The organism is Gordonia sp. N1V, from assembly GCF_029269935.1.
GTDB classification, from domain to species: domain Bacteria; phylum Actinomycetota; class Actinomycetes; order Mycobacteriales; family Mycobacteriaceae; genus Gordonia; species Gordonia polyisoprenivorans.
Genome location: NZ_JARJDD010000020.1, coordinates 20,632 through 36,683 on the forward strand (window position 1 = coordinate 20,632; position 16,052 = coordinate 36,683).

Below are 16,052 nucleotides of genomic sequence, written 5' to 3' on the forward strand. Positions count from 1 at the left end.
CTCACCCGCCGGCCGCGGCCGACGGGCTCGTCGGTACCGCGCCGGTGTCCCCGTCATACCCGCCGTGCGCGATGAGTGCCGCGTCGGTCGACAGGGTCGGTCCGGCGGGCAGGAGCGACACCACATTCCACGGCGCGAGCTGCGGCAGCGTTTGCTTGCCGTCGGCACTGCGGACACCGGAAACGCCGAGTGCATCGGCGGTTTTCGGGTCCGGGATCGGGTAGCGCAATCCGGTGTCGGAGATGTAGAACAGTTGACCGGCGACCCGTCCCTCACCCGCGGCCTGCACGTATTCGCCGGTGCCCGGGGGAATGTAGGCGGCGTCAACGGCCGGACCGTCGCCGTCGGCGCTGACGAGAGCACTGGGCTGCGCGTTCTCGCCGATGGGCAGCCGGTTGCCGACCAGTATCTCCACCGTGGGGCTCTGCGAGAGGCTCGGCGCCGACCAGTGGGTGCAGATCGTCGAGTAGCCGCCCAACGTGTACTGGGGCACCCGGGACGGATAGTCGGTGGTGTCGACGGGCAGCGCAGCGGACTGCGGTAGCGAATTCAGTGCGGCAGGCGGCATCTCGATGGCATCGCCGAGCAGGCCTGCGTTGCTGTAACGGATGATGTCGGCCGTGGCGTCGGAGACGGGGGCCACACCGTCGGAGAGCACCACGTACTGTCGTGTGCCGCCGGATTCGACCGACTTGACGATCGACCCGATCTCGACGGGCTCGGGAAACGACAACGACGACCGGCGACCGGCGTCGGGAATGACGATAGGACTGATCGGTGGCACCGGGCGGAAGGATTGAAGCAGCCCCGCCGAGGCGTGGATCATCGACGCGTCGGTGATCTTGAGAGCGTTGATCAGTACCGGATCGGTCGGATCGATCGGCGCGCGCTTGCCGTCGTAGAGCAGGAAGTGGTGACCGTCGGAGTCCTCGGCGATGGCAGCCGAACCGGCCGGGGCGACGCCGATGTCGGCGTTGAGGGCCGGCACCGAGGACAGCACGACGGTCTCGGTGCGAAACGGTGAGGTGTCGTCACCGGATCGGGTCTGCGAATCACACACCGACCAGTCCGAACGACTCAGATCGTCGGCCTTGGCGATCGAGGCAGGCGCGCCGATGATCCCGAGGGTGGGGCCCGCGGGCAGCGATCCGAAGTCGGAATCCTTGACCTTGGTGGGATTGTCGGGTTTGCCCGCAATCAGGCGGGCGGAGGCGAGGTTGAGCACGGGATGCAACTCGTTGTTGAACCGGACGTACAGCGCTCCCGAGGACTGCGAGGTGATGATCGTGGAGTTGCCCAGTGACGGTGACGGTTTGAAGATCGCCAACGCGGCGCAGGCGCCCACCACCAGCACGCAGATCACGAATCCGACGAGCATGGCCCGTACCTGACTGCGCATGGGGTCGTGGATCATCCGTGAATCCCGACGGATCAATGCGTGTTCGAGCCGCCGAAGCAGGAAACGGTATCCGTTGACCTGCGCCCGCGTCGTCAAGCGCGCCGGCATGAGACCCCCATCCGAACAACCGTATTCGCGTACACGATGCACCCACAATCGAGTGGCCAGGGTACCGTAGCCCGAAGTCGGGTGTCGTGGGCCGGTTGAGGCGCCCCGTCGTCGTTTGGGGGGAGGATCTCGTGGTGACAACGCCATCGACCACTGCGCCCGTCGCACAGGCCGATCCGCGCTCACAGATCGCGCCCGCGCCCGGGCACTCGAGGTTGCGGTCCTCGTCGCAGAGCGCGGTGCGACGCATCGCACCGACCTGGTGCGTCCTCGTCGTCGAGCTGATCGCGCTGGGCGCGCTCGTCGTCATCGCCACCACCGGCATCCCCTGGTGGATCGCCGCTCTCGTCGCTGTGCTGATCGCGGTGTGGTTCATTCCCGTGGCCGGGCACCCGGTGGCGCAGCGGGTGCGCGAGCGGGTGTCCTTCCGAATGTCGCACGACCGCAGGCGACGCCGCGCCCAGGCGGTCTCCGAGCCCTTCGACATCACCACCTCCGACGGCTCACAGTTCGGCCTGCGCTGGGACGGTGACGCTCTGGTGTCGATGCTCGAGATCGCCGAATCCCCGGAAGCACTGACCATTCTGGAACCGGGCGCCACCGTCGACGCCGTCTGCATCCCGGTGCGGGTTCTCGCCGAGAGCCTCCGACAGTTCGACATCACGTTGGCGGCCATCGATGTGCACATCAACGGCTCCCGGTCCCGCGGCAACAGTCGGGTGGCCGCGGTCTACGACGAGGTACTCGGCCCACTGCCGGCCATCGCGCACCGGTCGGTATGGCTCACCGTCCGCCTGGATCCCACATTGTGTCCCGAGGCCGTCGCACGACGCGGCGGCGGATCGACGGGCATCCTCAAAACCGCCGTCACCGGCACGCGACGGGTGGCCAATCGCCTGCGCGAGCACGGATTCGACGTGCGATCGCTGACCGCGGCCGAGATCACCCGGTCCATCACACATCTGTCCGACGGCATCGCACCGGAGACCGTCGAGGAGACCTGGGAGAACTGCCGGTCCGGCCAGATGCATCTGCGCAGTTACGGTCTCGAGCAACCGATCCTGACCTCCGCCGGTCTCGATCGGCTGTGGACGGTTCCCACCCACACCACGACTCTCGCGCTGTCGTTGCAGACCACCGAGGACACCGACCTCATCGAGGCCACGGGCCTGGTCCGCTTCGACACGATCGCACAGCCCGCCCGGGTCGATCTCGACGGGCTTTCCCCGCTGGGCGGACATCAGTTCGACGCGCTGATCGGCTCACTGCCACTTCCGCGCCCGCAGTCGGTGGGTGTCCGCGCAACCTACGGCAGCCCTGCCGATTTCGGTGAGCTGCGGCTCCCGGCATCGGGGTGCGGCCAACTCATCGGCGCCGATCCTCACGGACGGGCCGTCGCCCTGCCGATCTTCGGTCCGACCATCGATCGCGTGGAGATCGCGGGAAGCCTGCACCTGGCCCAGCAGGTGGTCTTGCGCGCCATCGCGCTCGGTGCGCGCGTGCTCGTGTCGACGCGACGCCCTGCGCACTGGCAGCAGATGGTGGCTGCGGTGGGCAACAACCACCTGCTGTGGGTCGCCGAATTCGACCGTGGCGCCATGCATGCCGGGGCCGAGGCCAACTACTCGGTGATCGTCTTCGACGGCACCCGCACGCGGCCGGTCAACTCCGGTGTCACCGCACTGGTCGTGCAGCCGATCGGGGCGCCGCTGTCGGACTCTGCCGATGTCACGCTGGCCCAACTCCATCGGGAATCCGACACGGTTCGTGTCACCACGCGCAGTGGGGCGGTCGTGGTGGAGATGGTGGCCGGCGATGACGAAATGGCTTACGTCGGCGCCTCATACGATCTGGACTGAGCACCGCACGGCCTCCAGCCGCATGGTGAGACAGCCGCAGGGTGGCACCGCCGACACGGGCGTCCGACACCGTGGTGTCGGACGCCCTGATTCGTCGATGTGTGGGTCTCAGCTGAACAGCGAGGCGTTCTTCGCGTCGAGCGCCTGCATCATCTGGTTCTGCTCACCCGCATGCTTGGTCGAGTCGTTCATGTTGTTGAACGCGTCGATGAGCTGCTGGTCGATCTGCGACTTGACGTGCTGCAGCGTGGTGGCCGCCTCGCCTTCGTAGATCTCGAGGAGCGAGTTGAACACCGCATTGATGTCGTCACGAACTTCGTTGGCCGCCTTCAGGTATGACGCCTGATCGCCGAGCGTGGTGTCAATCGAGCCGTGATTGTAGGTGATCTGTTGTGCCATGATGGTCTCCTGGTCGTGGGTGCCTGCGAATGGGAATACGGCTGCGGGTCAGTGCGAGTCGCCGGCAACCGCGTTGTTGATACCGGTCTCTGCGGCATCGACGGTGCGGTCGAGCAGCGCGATGATCTGGCCGAACTCTTCTTGATTGGCGTGGGTCTTCTGGAGATGCACGTGCGAGGCATCGCCCTGCCATGCACCGCCGGTCATCTCGACGTCGGCGTCCTGAAACTTCTGCAGAAGTTGCTTGGCATGATCGCGCTTGTCCTTGATGTCGGACAGCTTGGCCTTGGCCTCTTGCGGAGAGATCTTGAGTCCCATGTCATTTCCCTTCGATGGTGTACGTCGATGGGTGCCCGGTCGGGCCACCCCCTGTTGTGGTCTTCGTTGTCGTGACGTCGGTGTCCCGACTCCCGACATCAGTGACTGTTCGGCTGGTCGTCCCTCACCACCCTTCCGGCAGCAGGGACATCAACTGCGCAACCGCCTGTGCGATCCGGTGGTCGGAACCACCTTTGAGACTGCACCACAGTTGCCCGTCCGGTGAGGTGCTCGGCGCACTCAGCACACACCCGCGCGCCGCGTAGAACACCGCGAGGGCGCCGCCGGCGACGATGCTGCGGTCGACGTGCGGATCGAGTGCGGCAACCCGCATCTCCACGGCCGCACGGTAATCGGCGAGCACGGCGCCGAGCACGAGCGCGGTCCGCGAATCGGCGCCGAGCGCGTGTAGTTCGTCGGCGATCGGAGTCGCGGCGCGCAGGCCGGCGAGGTGCTCGGCGACGTCGACCGACGGTGCGCTCACCGAGCCGCAGTCGACGTCGATCGCCTTCGGCAACAATCGGGCGACCTCGGCGACCACCCGCTCGCTGCCCTCGGCCTCGAAACCGCGCACGCGGACGGTGTCGCCGCGGCGGGTGGCGACCACGTGAGATCGCTTGACTCGCAGCACCGATGCGCGGAGCAACCCGTCGGAGGTGATGATCCGGATCGAGAGTTCCCGCTCGGGGCGGCGCATCGTGGTCAGGACGTGGGCGAGGTCGGGATCGATCTCGCCGTCGACGATGAGCTCTCGATCCGACAACTGCCCGACGCACCGATCCCGGACACGTTGCAGCTCGCCCACCGTCGGTTGGGTCGGCCACAGCGCCAGCGTATCCGGCAGTGTGTCGACGCCGAGCCGATCGGCCAAGGTGAGGATCTCGTCGACGCTCAGCGCGTCATCGACGTCGAGGGTTGCCATACTCATCCGCGTCCTCCCCGTTCACCGATGACCGACGGCGACACCCAATCGTTGGACGAGGCCTGTTCGAGCCGGCTGCCGTCGATGTCGACCTCGTCGTCCGCGATCGGCGGTGCCGCCGTACCTCCGAAGGTCGAGGCGTCCGGACCCCAGCTGACACTGTCGACCGAGAATCCGCCCGCGCTCGACGCCACGACCGGCGACCAGCTCGCGGACCGCGACTCGCCGGCATCGGAGAGCGAGGCCGCAGGTCGGGCGGAGTCGAACTCCTTGTCGTCCCCGCCGGCGCGACCCATCGCCCCCATGGGTCCCATCGGCCCGGATGTCGTGGCGCCCGCCGAGGTTGCAGACGCGGCGACAACCCGCGAACCACGTTGCGAGGTATCGGAATTGATCGTCGGCGTGCCGAAGGCGCCCAAGGGCATCGCGGGCATCCCGCCACCGGCCCCGACGCCACCCGCACCACCGGCCGGGGCGCCGGCACCCGTGCCCTGGGTGGTGTCACCGTCTCCGGCGGCTCGCTCGGCGGCGGACTTTGCGATATTCGGTGTGGCCTGGGTGTCCCACGGCGCAGCCAGCGGGGTGACGGTGTGCTCGTAGCTGTTCATGATCGCGACCGCGTTCGCGGTGGCCGCCTGCACCGCGGCGTCCCCGGCTCCGAGTGCACCGACCACGAGCCCGTTCGGGTAGCCCTGCAGGGAACTCCCGATCGCGAAGGCCTCCTGCAGTTTCACCGCTTCGGGCACCGTGGGCATGGCCAGCACCGCCACGCCGTGCGCCACCGCGGCGGATTCGGCACGCCGCGCGTTGGCAGCGGCGTCGAGCGCGACGGTGTCGAGCCAGTGGGCGAACTCCTCGAGTTTGGCGTGCACGGCCTCCGATTGCTCCGAGCGCCAGGCCTCGTCGAGCTTCGCGAGCAACGCGCGGTAGTCCTTGGCGATGTCGGCGAGCTCGCGGGCAAGCCGTGACCAGGTCTCACCCGCCTCCCCCATCGGACCCGCACCGGCACCGTTGACGAGGTCATGCGCCAGCCGTCTCAGGTCACGCGAGGCCCAGACAACCCCCGTGAAGCCCACGTCGTCCCCTCCCCGTCGGTCGGTCCATGAACAATGTGCGAACAGTGAATGAACAGTGTTGTGACCGATGGCTTTTCGTCCACAACACGAGCGATCAGGTGGTGATGAACCCCTGGTCGGTGTCGGTATCGGCAAGCGAGGAGGACACCGTTGCGACGGCGTCAGAGATCTCTCGCAGTTCGGCGACACCACCGTCGCCGGCCTTCCGGAACGCCTGGTGCACCTGCCCCATGGTGGTCGCCGCGCGTACCGACACCTCGTCACTGCCCGCAGGCTGCGGCGTCAGTGAGGCATCAGCGGTGTTCAGCACGCCATTCAGTCGATCGGCGAGTTTGCCCAGTCGCCCGGCGACCTCGGAGATCTTGGCGGTGTCTGCACTCAGTTCGGTCATGAATCCTCCTGTGTTGTGGGTGTTCTGGTGAGATCGCGCCTCGCGAGACGTCAGATTCTCAGGTCGATGTCGGGGCGGGCCTCGGTGTCGTCGTCCTTTTCGCCGATCACGGCCGGCGCCACATCGGCGAAGTCCCCGACGATCTCGCTCCCGGATTCGGAGGTGTGCAGGAAGTCGGCGGCGGTGTGGCCACTGCCCGCACCCTTGCCCGCCCCGGCTCCCGCTCCGGCCGAACCCATTCCGCTCATCGGCGCGTAACCACCGTTGCCGGTGGTCGTGGCCGACGCGGTGGTCGCCGCGGCCGTGCGCTGTTGGCCCGAATTCGTTGATTCCTCGGTCGGCGGGGTGCCCGACGGTGCGGTTCGGCTGCTCGGTGGTGCGGAGACCGGCGAAACCCCGACACCTCCGCCCCCGCCGCCACCGGCACCTGTGGGCTTCGAACCACCACCGCCACCACCCATTCCGGCCGGACCGCCGGCACCGAGCCCGACGGGGGTTGCCGTCGTCGACGTACTGGTATCCGTGTCGGTGGACGTCTTGTGCTGGGCCTTGTCGATCGCCTCGCCGATCTTGGTCCCGGCCTGCACCGACGACTGCACGATCTTCTCCCCGGCGGAGAACACCTGCTCGACGACGCCAAATGCGGGTTGTATCAACCCGGTTCCCATCTGCACCATCGAGGAGAGCATCTCGGTGGGAACCTGCGGGGCGTTGGTCACCGACACCGGCGCACCGTCGGCGGCCACTTCGGCGGTGTTGACGGCCATCAGTCCCTTGTGGACGCCCATGACCGCGGTGGTACGGGTGATCGCGTCGGTGGCGGCCGCCACGGCCATCGCCTGTCCCCACGGTGTGACGATCTGCGGAAGCGCGACGGCCATGGTGGCCTCGAACTGCGAGATGATCTCCAGCAGATGCGCTTCGGTGGTCTTGGTGTCCACCCCGGCCTGCACCACGTTGCCTTTGATCTTGCCGGACTGGACTCCAACCTCGGTGCCGTCCTTGCCCAGTTGGGCCGTCTTCATCGCCGCCGCGTCGGCGCCTTCGCCCTGCCAGCCCTGCTGCATCGCGGAGATCACCGTCGGCAGTGACGACGCCACCGAGGAGAAGGCGCTGGTGATGGATTCGAAGATCTTGGTCGGGTCGAGAGCCTCGAACACCCCGCTACCCAACGTGCCGAGCGCATCGAGCACTGGCTGGATCAGTGCACCGCCGTCGATCGATGCCAGGGTGTTACCACCTGTGGGCAGACCGGGCAACGCCGGGAGCCCCGGAATCGGGCCGGGCGTGGGGATTCCGGGTGGCACGGGCAGACCCAGGCGACTCAGGATCTCACCGGTCGGGGTGTTCAGGTACTCGTCGAGGCGGCTTTCGATGGCACCGATCACCGGGCCGGGGTCGTACCCCGGCATCTGCGTCGCGGCAGCGGCGACGGCCTCGGTGGGACTCGCCACGCCCTCAGGCCTGCATGCCGTCGGCGAAGTAGGTACCGGCGGCCGCGCCCGTGGCGCCCGCCGACATCATTGCGTGCCCCGCCGACACCAGGAAGGAGGCGGCCAGATTGGATGCCTGCGCGGGCGCATAGCCGAGGAGGTACTCGACGCCGATCGGACCCACCGCCAGCGCGACCGCCGCGACCATGGCCTCGGCATCCGCACTCGAGGCCAGTGCGATCAGATCACTCGCCGACATATTGGCCGCCGCGAAGGTCTCGATCACCCCCGGCGTCACCGCCAGAACTCCGTTGGACATGTTTCGTGGACCCCCACACTGTGAAACCGATCGTTAGCAACTTGAACCAAGTCAATCAATGGATCACCACACGTGCAACCTCAACGCGGGTATGTCGTCACCATGAATGACTCGGACTCGTCGCCGCGTCGGATACTACGGTGTATTCGTGGCCGACGATGCGTCCTCAGCCCTTGTCGCGCAGGCTTTCCGGAGATGTCCGCGGTTGCGGATCGGGCAATTCCGACAAAGGTCGCCGAGGGGTCGCCGTTGTCCCGTCCCACCGCTCGAGTGGCTCGTTCTGATGGCGGCCGAATTGATCGGTGAACTCTTGAATCAGGGTGTTGCGGCGGTGTAGTGAGGCGCGCGCGGCGTGCTGTGCGGTCTCGACGATCAACGCAGAAAGCGACGAATCGGTATGCCGTGTGATGCCGGGCCCCAGCCACAGCCCCGTCATCGCGCCGACGCCGTCGACCTCGACGGTGACGACCTTGTCCGGGCTCGACACCCTGACGCGAATGCCGGCGGTCTGTGCCTGCAGCGACTCCATCAGGTCGCGTTGTTTCTCGATGCGCGCGAGCACCGAATTCGCCAGCGTTCTCATACCGGCCTCAGCCATCCGTCACCGGACTGTTCGTCCTGGGCACGCTCGTTGAGTTCTTCGAAATCGTGCAAATCGTCCTCGGTGGGCAGTTGCGCATACCGGATGACCTGCGGATCAGTGCCCTGCTCGACGAGTTGCCGCCGGATCTCGACCTGCGCGCGCATCGCCGCAAGCCTGCTCAGTCGCAGGATCTCGTCGGCGAGCGCCTGGGGGTCGCCCTGAAGCTTGCGCGGGTCGATGCGGAGTGCAACCGGCAGTCCCACCTGGGTTGTCCGCACCGCGACGGCACCCGAACGGGACTGTGCTGCCGACATCATCGGCGGTGGCAGAGCCATCAATCCTCCCATTCACTAACATGACGCAACAACACCCTTGCGCACGGCTCACGATACAGTCGGCTGAGGTCAGGACACGCGCCGCCGAAGGTGCGATGCGTCGAACGGGGTACAGATGTTTGCAGACGATCACGGGGAGTCACAGACCCCTTCGTGGCTGTCGGGCTCCCCGGACGACGACGCAAATACCCTTGGCAACAAGCGATCCCACACAAGAGCGGCCACCAGCGACGCCGCGTCCGAGACCGACGCCACGCCGGGCGAGACCGTGAGTCCGACGGTCGGCGCCGTCAGTTCTCGAGACGACCCCACCAGCGCCGACTTCAATCCCTTCGCGGGGATTCTCGGTGGCGCGAGCCCGCTGACATCGGCGGGTCCGGGTTCTACCGACGACGTCGACGACGAGGACAACCCGCTGTTGGCGGCGTTCGGCGCCCGGCCGGGTGGCACCGCCGTCACCGAGGAACCCGCACCCTCCGAGAGCTCGTCGCGCCAGGCCCCACTGCCGTCCGAAGACGACCTCGGCTTGGGCGCCATGTGGATGCCGTTGGCCTCGCCCGCCGGCGAAACTGCCGAGACCGATGATCCGCAAACCGACGGCCCGCGTCATGCGGCGGACGGCCCGGATGACGCCGCGGCCGACTCGGATGATCTCGACGAGATCGAAACCCGTGCAGCACAACTCCTCTCACGACTCGGACGTACCCAGCCGGAACCGGAACCCCACCCGGAGTTCACCATCCCGACGCTGTCCGACGAGTCCATCGACGAGCCGTCACACGATGTCCCGATCGGCGTGGACGACCCGCCGATCCCCATGAACAGCGACATCACAGACGGCGAGGTCTCCGCGTACGACGAAACCTCCACAGGCAGTAACTATCTCACGGACGACGAGATACCCGCCGCCGGCAGCCCGACCCCTATCGACACCGGGCTGCCGACACCACCCGAGGACACGCGGGGTGACGCCTCGCCGGACGACGCAGATGCCACCGATCCGCATGTCGCCGATGCGATGACGGTGCGTCATCCGATCACGTCACCGCCCCTGCAGCCCCAGCCCGTACCTGCACCGACGCCCGAACCGCGGCGTCGTCGTCGGCCCGCACGACCGCCGTGGCAGCAAGACCCCATGGGAATGGCCGCACCACCTTCGGACCCAACAGCTTTGGGCTCGATACCACCGGGCTCGATACCCCCCGGCTCGATACCACCGGGCCACACGGCACAGGCGCCGATACAGCACGTGCCCATGGAGTACGGGCCTATGGAGTACGGACCTGCGAACAGTGGGCCGACGAACCCTGAGCCCGTGGACCAGCGTCCGACACCACCCGCGCCACCACGTGCTCCCGCGGTTGAACCGCGGGCCGAGCAGATGCCGGTCACCCCGGTGCCGTATCCCGCTGCGCCACAACCCTCTGCATCACAACCACCTCTGCCGCCGCACCCCGCGCCGCCGACCACCGATCCCATCGCGCCTCTTCCGCGCCACGCCGAGCCCATTCCGCAGGCACCGTCCTCGCCGCCTGCTCCCACCCACCAACCACCACCATCGCCGTGGCCCGGACATCGTCCACCCGCTCACCAGGCCCCCGCGCCGCCACCCGCGCAACACTTTTCCGGGCAATACCCGGCGCCCCAGTATGCCCCGGCCTCACCGTATGCCCCTGCGCCACCATTTGGCCCGGGGCCTGCACCTGCGCATCCATCGAATCCGTTGCGGCCGCCAGCCGCGGTACCGTCGTTGGACGAGGCGCACCAGCGTGATCGCAGAAGCGAAGCCCCGCAGGCCGGTTGGCGCCGCGCCGTGTTCACGGTGTCCTCGGGGCACGTCAATCCCGGCGAGTCACGGGCGGCCCGGCGGCGTCAGCAGCTGATCGATCAGATCCGGCGACCGATCAACGGCGACTTCCGGATCGCCATGCTGTCGATGAAAGGTGGGGTGGGCAAGACCACCACCACGGTGGGGCTCGGCTCGGCGTTGGCCGCGGTGCGCGGAGATCGGGTGATCGCGGTGGACGCCAACCCCGACCGCGGCACTCTCGCCGACCGGATTCCGGGCCGGACCTCGGCCAACGTCCGCGACCTGCTGAACATGGGCCCCATCGACCATTACGCCGCGGTGTCCAACCTCACCTCCACCTCTCCGAGTCGCCTGGAAGTCCTTGCCTCCGAACAAGACCCAGCTGCCGCCACCGCCTACGACGAGGCCGACTACCGGCGCACGATCGACACACTGCAGCGTTACTACAACATCATCCTGACCGACTGCGGCACCGGGATCATGCATTCGGTGATGGGTGGGGTCCTCGACCTCGCCCACGCCATCGTCCTCGTGACCACCCCGGCGATGGACGCCGCGCGCAGTGCCTCGGCCACCCTCGACTGGCTCAATTCCCACGGGTACGGGCGCCTGGTGCACGAGGCGCACGTCGTCCTCAGCTCGTCCCGCCCGCAAACCGGCCAGGTGAATGTCGACAAGATCGTCGATCACTTTGCCGCACGTTGCAATTCGATTCACCTGATCCCCTTCGACCAGCACCTCGCCGAGGGTGCGGCGATCGACTTCACACACCTGCGGGCACCCACTCAGCAGGCGTTTCTCGAGCTGGCCGGAAATGTGTCCAACAGCTTCGGGATGGTGCGTCGCCACCCCGAGATCCGATACCGACGGATGGAAGTATGAGCCAGAACACACGCGATGCGCAGCGGGTCTTCGACGCCGGGGTGCTGTCCCTGGGGATAGCGATCGACGGGCTGCAGACCGAACGGGACGTGACCTACGCCCTTCGGGCCTTCACCCGCGCCACCGAACGGGACCCCGACATGTGCGATGCATGGCTGGGGCGCGCCGCATGCGGCGAGGTCACCTCGGAGGTGCGCTACAACCTCTATCGGACCTCCACCACCACGCTGTTCCGTGAGCAGCGCCGACTCGGTCTGGCACCACGGGAATTGGGCGGACGCTTCCAGACCGGGCTCTACATCGACTATCCGCTCGCGGGTTTCACCGAGATCTGGCTGGCCTACGCCGCCGGGCTGATCGACGACGGCGAGTACGGCGAGGCCGAGGGCGCGCTGGACACCCTGGCCCGGTATCGGCCGAACATGCCCGAACGCGACCGGTATTCCGACGAGATCTGCGCCTACCTGCGCGGCATCCTGCATTTCACCACCCAGCGATGGCCCGATGTGCTTGCCGCCCTGGATAAGTCGGCCTCGTTCGGCGACGAGTACATCAAGTGCGGAGCCGATCTGATGGTCGGTTCTGCCTGCGCCCAGCTCGGTCTCTTCGGCGAGGGTATCCGCCGACTGGAGTCCGCTGCGGAGGGCCCGATCCCCGCCGCCGTCACCGACGCCGAGTTCTGCCGCGGATTGACGTTGCGCGAGATGGGTCGCGAAGAGGACGCCCGCGCCATCTTCGAACGCATCTACTCCGAGAAGCCCGACTTCGAGGCCAATGCCGCTGCGCTCAACGACCCCAAGTACCGGCTGGTGATCACCGACCGCGCGACGATCGAGTCCCGCACGGACCGTTGGGATCCGAACTCCGCCCCCGATCCGAAGCTACGGGTGTCGGCCGAACAGGCCGATCGCAGCGCGAAGCTTCTCGCCGAGGCCCAGGAGGAGCTCGCCGCCCAGATCGGGCTCGATGAGGTCAAGATCCAGGTCGCCAAGCTGCAGTCGTCTGCCAAGATCGCCAAGGTTCGCGCCGAGAAGGGGCTGGCAACCACCTCGCGCAGCAACCACCTTGCGTTCACCGGTCCACCCGGCACCGGCAAGACGACCATCGCACGTGTGGTCGCCAAGATCTATTGTGGGCTCGGCATTCTCAAGACGCCCACGGTCATCGAGGCCAAACGGGAGGACTTCGTCGGTCAGCATCTGGGCAGCACGGCACTGAAGACGTCGGCACTGATCGACACCGCGATGGACGGGGTGCTGTTCATCGACGAGGCGTACACCCTCATCCAGAGCGGGCTGTCCGGCGGCGACGCGTTCGGCCGGGAGGCCGTGGACACGTTGCTGGCACGGATGGAGAACGACAGGGACCGCCTCGTCGTCATCATCGCCGGATACGACGGCGAGATCGATCGCTTTCTCGCAGCCAACGACGGCCTGGCATCGCGGTTCGCCAAACGAATCCGCTTCCCGTCCTACACCCCGTCCGAACTCGGCCAGATCGCCCGGGTCATCGCCAAGAACCGGGACTCGGTCATCACCGACGAGGCACTCGACGATCTGATCGCCGCATGCGAGCCGCTGTTCAACTCGGAGTCGGTCGATCAGAGTGGGCTACCCCGCCGCACCATCGACCGGGCGGGCAACGGCAGATTCGTGCGCAACATCGTCGAAGCCGCCGAAGAAGAACGCGAGTACCGACTGTCCGAGGACCCCGGCATCGACTTCGACGACCTCGACGCCGAGCACCTGATGCAGGTGGAGGCCACCGACATGCGTGCGGCCATCAACACCGTGTTGGGCAACCTGGGCCTGGGGAACTTGGGCCTGGGGCGCGTCGACACCGGCTCCCAGGTCTGAACCGCCCCGGCGACAACACCGTCGAGAAACGACAGCGCCCCACCTGCGAGCAGGTGGGGCGCTGTCGACCGTGGAGCTGCCGGGAATTGAACCCGGGTCCTCCGTCGGGTTGGCGGGGCTTCTCCGTGTGCAGTTCACTGGGTCTCTACTCGGATCTCCCGGTCACGTGAACAAGCCGAGATGACGATCCCAGTCGCTGTTGGTTGTCCCCTTCGCACCCGCGACCGGTGCGAACGGTGAGCTCCCAAAGATGATGCCGGCACCGGACTTGGGAGCAGAGTCCGGGCCGACAGACTACGGGCCCGCTGTCAGGCAGCGAGGGCGTAGTCGCGCTGATTCTTATCGGCGCTTAATTGGTTGCCGCGACGCTTATACGGTGGTCTCTGGCCTGCACCGACACGCTTCCCCCGCCTCGGCGTACAGAGTCGAAACCGATCAGCCCCGAGACAGGTGCCCTCCGATTTCTCGGCGAGCAGTTCATTGTAACAACCCGACGCGCGTGGTTCATTCCCATTTCCGTCGGCGCCCGCCCGGCAGTTACTCGCCCGCATCCTGTCCTCGCGGGAACCGTCACTGGATCGACAGCACGGCGGTGTCGTCGACGCCCACGGGCACCGACAACTCGCCGCCCTCCGCCTGATACCGGCGCCCGGTCCATGCGTCGACCCCCGACACCGACGAGTCACCGCTCAGACCGAGGCTCGACAAGCTCACCGTCAATGTGCGGGGATGGTCGGCACGGTTGGTCAACGAGACGACGAGGCCCTTGGAACCCAGAGCGCGGCTCCATATCTCCGGGTTGTCGCCGACCATGGCGCCGGCGCGCACGCGCTCGTCCTGATCGATGCCGATGATGGCCTCGTTGGCGAGGACGTCGCGGGTACGGATGCTCATCGCGGTGAGGTCGTTGCCGGCCATCAGCGGGGCGGCCATCATCGCCCACATCGACATCTGGGTGCGCTCCATCGCCGGGGTCAACGCGTTGCCGACACCGACGACGAGCATGTCCATGTCGACGAAGCTGCCGTCGGCAACCCGTGCGCCGATCGGGGCCACGGCGTCGATGATGTCGCGGACCCCCTGATACCCCGAGGCCGGTGTCGCATCGGCACCGGCCGGCCGAGTGGTCCACACCGGCGAGATGTCGTTGGTGGCACGTGTCATGGTTGCCACACCGCCCCAATCGAATTGGGCTCCGGGCACCGATCCGGCGATTCCGCTGTTGGGGTTGATGCTGTACACCATGGGGCGTCCGGTGGATCGGATCGCGTCACGCATCGCGGTGAACGAGGCGACCTGGTCGTCGTGCGCCGAGTCACCGGAGCACCAATCGTATTTGACGAAATCGGCACCCCAGGAGGCGAAGGTGCGCGCGTCGGTGAGCTCGTGACCCCCACTGCCGGCGGTACCCGGATAGGTTCCGCCGAACTGCGCGCACGTCTTCTCCCGTGCACCGGCGTAGATCCCGAACTTCAACCCGCGGGCGTGCACGTAGTCGGCGAGCGCGGCCATCCCGGATGGAAAGCGCACGGGGTCGGCGACGAGTTGCCCGCCGGCGTTGCGGTCGGGCGCCATCCAGCAGTCGTCGACGACGACGTAGCGATATCCCTTGGCCGCCAGGCCCGAGGACACCAGGGCGTCGGCCTGCGCGCGCACGATCTGCTCGGTGATGGTGCAGCCGAAGCTGTTCCAACTGTTCCACCCCATCGGCGGGGTGGCCGGCAGTCCACCGATCGCCGGACCGTCACCGCCGATGCGCACGGTGTCGTCTCCCTCGGGCGTGCAACCGAGCGCGAGCACAACCAGGGTCACGATCACGACAGCTGCGCGCGGCCACCGGTGCGACATCCTCCGGCGCGAGTGCGTCGAGGTCGGCCTCACGCAATCACATGCCCTTGACGCGGCGGCCGATCTCGCGGGCGACTTCGCGTTGCGCGGTGCGCCGCGCGATGTCCTGGCGCTTGTCGTGTGCCTGCTTACCGCGGGCCAGTGCGAGTTCGACCTTGGCCCGCCCGTCGCTGAAGTACATCGACAGCGGCACCAGGGTCAGGTTACCGTCGCGGATCTTGCCGACGAGGTTGTCGATCTCACGACGATGCATCAGCAGCTTGCGATTCCGTCGCGGCGCGTGATTGGTCCACGACCCACTGCCGTATTCGGCGATGTGCAGTCCACGCAGCCAGACCTCACCGTCGTCGATGGTCGCGAACGCGTCGACCAAGGAGGCCTTGCCCTCCCGCAGACTCTTGACCTCGGTGCCGAGCAGGGCGATGCCAGCCTCGTAGGTGTCGAGGATCGTGTAATTGTGTCGCGCTTTGCGATTGGACGCGATCAGATTGCGCCCCTTCTCCTTGACCATGTC

At 67.2% G+C, this 16,052-nt stretch carries 15 protein-coding genes and 1 other RNA gene; 3 read left to right on the forward strand and 13 right to left on the reverse strand.

What is annotated here, in order from left to right; all coding sequences use genetic code 11:
• Position 1: 1 nt before the first annotated feature.
• A complete protein-coding gene (eccB, locus tag P3L18_RS21590; protein WP_276115187.1) occupies positions 2–1,507 on the reverse strand; it encodes a type VII secretion protein EccB in 1,506 nt (501 codons plus the stop codon).
• A gap of 134 nt (positions 1,508–1,641) precedes the next feature.
• On the opposite strand from eccB, the gene eccE reads away from it, so the two are divergent.
• Positions 1,642–3,366, forward strand: a complete 1,725-nt coding sequence (gene eccE / locus P3L18_RS21595; RefSeq protein ID WP_276115188.1) for a type VII secretion protein EccE — start codon at positions 1,642–1,644, stop codon at positions 3,364–3,366.
• Positions 3,367–3,474: 108 nt separating this feature from the next.
• Here eccE and P3L18_RS21600 read toward each other — a convergent pair whose 3' ends face one another.
• The 9 genes from P3L18_RS21600 to P3L18_RS21640 form a co-directional block, all read right to left on the reverse strand.
• Entirely contained in the window at positions 3,475–3,765 is a 291-nt protein-coding gene (locus P3L18_RS21600) for a hypothetical protein (protein ID WP_006372859.1), read from the reverse strand.
• Between the two features lie 48 nt (positions 3,766–3,813).
• Complete coding sequence (locus tag P3L18_RS21605; protein WP_006372860.1) at positions 3,814–4,083, reverse strand: hypothetical protein; 270 nt, start codon at positions 4,081–4,083, stop codon at positions 3,814–3,816.
• A 124-nt stretch (positions 4,084–4,207) separates the two neighbouring features.
• Positions 4,208–5,011: an ESX secretion-associated protein EspG gene (locus tag P3L18_RS21610; RefSeq protein ID WP_253194029.1), complete on the reverse strand. Its 804-nt coding sequence runs from the start codon at positions 5,009–5,011 to the stop codon at positions 4,208–4,210.
• Positions 5,008–6,081 (reverse strand): PPE domain-containing protein, encoded by a 1,074-nt coding sequence (locus tag P3L18_RS21615; RefSeq protein ID WP_079930494.1) that lies wholly within the window; start codon positions 6,079–6,081, stop codon positions 5,008–5,010. The genes P3L18_RS21610 and P3L18_RS21615 overlap by 4 nt, the downstream gene beginning before the upstream one ends.
• Before the next feature lie 94 nt (positions 6,082–6,175).
• Positions 6,176–6,472: a PE family protein gene (locus tag P3L18_RS21620; protein ID WP_276115189.1), complete on the reverse strand. Its 297-nt coding sequence runs from the start codon at positions 6,470–6,472 to the stop codon at positions 6,176–6,178.
• A 50-nt stretch (positions 6,473–6,522) separates the two neighbouring features.
• On the reverse strand, positions 6,523–7,926 hold the full coding sequence (locus tag P3L18_RS21625) for a hypothetical protein (protein ID WP_276115190.1): 1,404 nt from the start codon (positions 7,924–7,926) through the stop codon (positions 6,523–6,525).
• 4 nt (positions 7,927–7,930) lie between these two features.
• The gene (locus P3L18_RS21630) at positions 7,931–8,224 is read right to left on the reverse strand and encodes a hypothetical protein (protein ID WP_006372865.1); all 294 of its coding nucleotides are present in this window, start codon (positions 8,222–8,224) and stop codon (positions 7,931–7,933) included.
• A gap of 166 nt (positions 8,225–8,390) precedes the next feature.
• Entirely contained in the window at positions 8,391–8,807 is a 417-nt protein-coding gene (locus P3L18_RS21635) for a YbaB/EbfC family nucleoid-associated protein (protein WP_079930497.1), read from the reverse strand.
• On the reverse strand, positions 8,804–9,142 hold the full coding sequence (locus tag P3L18_RS21640) for a DUF2694 family protein (protein ID WP_079930498.1): 339 nt from the start codon (positions 9,140–9,142) through the stop codon (positions 8,804–8,806). Before P3L18_RS21640 ends, P3L18_RS21635 begins: the two co-directional genes overlap by 4 nt.
• A 115-nt stretch (positions 9,143–9,257) precedes the next feature.
• Between P3L18_RS21640 and P3L18_RS21645 the strand changes: the two genes are divergently transcribed.
• A complete protein-coding gene (locus tag P3L18_RS21645) occupies positions 9,258–11,834 on the forward strand; it encodes an AAA family ATPase (protein WP_276115192.1) in 2,577 nt (858 codons plus the stop codon).
• The gene (gene eccA, locus P3L18_RS21650) at positions 11,831–13,690 is read left to right on the forward strand and encodes a type VII secretion AAA-ATPase EccA (RefSeq protein WP_276115193.1); all 1,860 of its coding nucleotides are present in this window, start codon (positions 11,831–11,833) and stop codon (positions 13,688–13,690) included. The genes P3L18_RS21645 and eccA overlap by 4 nt, the downstream gene beginning before the upstream one ends.
• A 68-nt stretch (positions 13,691–13,758) precedes the next feature.
• Here the strand turns inward: eccA and ssrA are convergent.
• The 3 genes from ssrA to smpB form a co-directional block, all read right to left on the reverse strand.
• Positions 13,759–14,133, reverse strand: a transfer-messenger RNA (tmRNA) gene (gene ssrA / locus P3L18_RS21655).
• 127 nt (positions 14,134–14,260) lie between these two features.
• Positions 14,261–15,538 (reverse strand): glycoside hydrolase family 27 protein, encoded by a 1,278-nt coding sequence (locus P3L18_RS21660; RefSeq protein ID WP_276115194.1) that lies wholly within the window; start codon positions 15,536–15,538, stop codon positions 14,261–14,263.
• A 37-nt stretch (positions 15,539–15,575) separates the two neighbouring features.
• Complete coding sequence (smpB, locus tag P3L18_RS21665) at positions 15,576–16,049, reverse strand: SsrA-binding protein SmpB (RefSeq protein WP_006372871.1); 474 nt, start codon at positions 16,047–16,049, stop codon at positions 15,576–15,578.
• Between the last annotated feature and the right edge of the window lie 3 nt (positions 16,050–16,052).